The following is a 1,800-nucleotide window of genomic DNA, read 5'->3' on the forward strand; positions in this document are numbered from 1 at the left end:
GCCCGGCAGCGTGCGCTGCCGGGCCCTTCCACGTGCCTGTCGGCCCACGGGCCGCTACTGCTCGCCCTTGGCCTCGTCGGCCTTCTTCTTGTCCTGGGCCTCGCCCTCTTCGATCACGGCCTCCGCGACCGCGGCCATCGTCATCCGACGGTCCATCGAGGTCTTCTGGATCCACCGGAACGCGGCCGGCTCGTTCAGCCCGAACTTGGTCTGCAGCACGCTCTTCGCCCGGTCCACCAGCTTCCGGGTCTCCAGCCGCTGGGTGAGGTCCTGGATCTCCTCCTCCAGCGTCCGCATCTCGGTGTACCGGGAGACGGCCATCTCGATCGCGGGGACCAGGTCGCTCTTGCTGAACGGCTTCACGATGTACGCCATCGCGCCCGCGTCCCGCGCCCGGTCCACCAGCTCGCGCTGCGAGAACGCGGTCAGCATCAGCACGGGCGCCAGGTGCGCCTCGTGGATCTGCTCGGCGGCGGAGAGCCCGTCCAGGACGGGCATCTTCACGTCCAGGATCGCCAGGTCGGGCCGCAGCTCCTCGACCAGCTTCAGCGCCGTCGCCCCGTCCCCGGCCTCGCCGACGACCGTGTACCCCTCCTCTTCGAGCATCTCCTTCAGGTCGAGGCGGATCAACGCCTCGTCCTCGGCGATCACAATTCGGGTGATCTGGGGCATGTCGGTCTCAAGCGGCTCTGCCTGCTCGTCGGCGGTGCTCACGGGGCTCCTCGTTCCGGCGGGGTACTGCATCAATGAGGGTACCTACACCCACCCGCGGACGCGCACGCGGTATGCTGTCGCAGTCGCACCCGGCCGGGTTGGCGGAATAGGCTTACGCGGATGTCTCAAACACATCTGTCCGAAAGGACATGCGGGTTCGAATCCCGCACCCGGCACTTCACGCGGTATTCCCGCTGAATGAGGAATTCACCGGATCCGGTGGATGGTCGCGGATTCTCCCCGATGTCACCCGGGCAGCACACACGCTGAGCGACATGACTCCGCCCTCAGTGCGCGAACAAGCCGTCCGTCTCCTTCGCCAAGGCGTCCGCAACACCGACGTAGCACGGAGGCTCGGCGTCCCACCCGGCACCGTCTCCTGGTGGAAACACGAAGATCGTGCCAAGCACGGCACGCTTCCCGGGCGCAAGCGGTCGACCTGCGTCCACTGCCACGGAGACGAGATGAACCGCTCCGCCTACGCTTACCTGCTCGGCCTCTATCTGGGTGACGGCCACATCAGCCGGCCCGAGCAGCACCGCACGGCGAGCCTGTCCATCTCCTGCGACGACAACTGGCCGGGAATCATGGATTCCGCCGAGAAGGCCATGCGCGAAGTGATGCCGCACAACAAACCGTGCCGCGTCCGCCGAACCGGCTCCCACGACGTGAAGCTGTACTCCCAGCACCTGACCTGCTACTTCCCCCAGCACGGCGCCGGTAAGAAGCACGAGCGCCTCATCGCCCTGCGGCCCTGGCAACAGGAGATCGTCGAAGCCCACCCGTGGGAGTTCCTGCGCGGCCTGATCCACTCCGACGGCTGCCGCATCACCAACTGGGCGACCCGCACCGTCAACGGTGTCGTCCGCCGCCACGAATACCCGCGCTACTTCTTCACCAACACCTCGACCGACATCGTCGCCCTCCTCACCTCGACCCTCGACGCCGTCGGCGTGCGGTGGAAGACCTCCGTCCCCCGCCCCACCGGCCAGGTCAACGTCTCCATCGCCCGCAAGGCCTCCGTCGCCCTCATGGACGCCCACATCGGCCCCAAGTACTGATGGCGGCGCGCTCCCCCGGGAGCGC

2 protein-coding genes, 1 tRNA gene and 1 pseudogene are annotated in these 1,800 nt (G+C 67.5%); 3 read left to right on the forward strand and 1 reads right to left on the reverse strand.

The genetic code is table 11. The features are described 5' to 3' along the window. Window positions 1-54 precede the first annotated feature (54 nt). Window positions 55-744: an ANTAR domain-containing response regulator gene (locus tag ACFWA9_RS39075; RefSeq protein WP_380394343.1), complete on the reverse strand. Its 690-nt coding sequence runs from the start codon at window positions 742-744 to the stop codon at window positions 55-57. Between the two features lie 62 nt (window positions 745-806). Here ACFWA9_RS39075 and ACFWA9_RS39080 point away from each other — a divergent pair. The 3 genes and pseudogenes from ACFWA9_RS39080 to ACFWA9_RS39090 all read left to right on the forward strand — a co-directional run bounded on the left by ACFWA9_RS39080 (window position 807) and on the right by ACFWA9_RS39090 (window position 1,775). Then, window positions 807-890 (forward strand) — tRNA-Leu (locus tag ACFWA9_RS39080). Window positions 891-989: 99 nt separating this feature from the next. Then, window positions 990-1,136 (forward strand): annotated as a pseudogene (locus ACFWA9_RS39085) (helix-turn-helix domain-containing protein); the annotation flags it as partial. Window positions 1,137-1,178: 42 nt separating this feature from the next. Then, window positions 1,179-1,775: a helix-turn-helix domain-containing protein gene (locus tag ACFWA9_RS39090; RefSeq protein WP_380394346.1), complete on the forward strand. Its 597-nt coding sequence runs from the start codon at window positions 1,179-1,181 to the stop codon at window positions 1,773-1,775. Window positions 1,776-1,800: the final 25 nt, after the last annotated feature.

The organism is Kitasatospora sp. NPDC059973 (assembly GCF_042737525.1).
Classification (GTDB): domain Bacteria; phylum Actinomycetota; class Actinomycetes; order Streptomycetales; family Streptomycetaceae; genus Kitasatospora.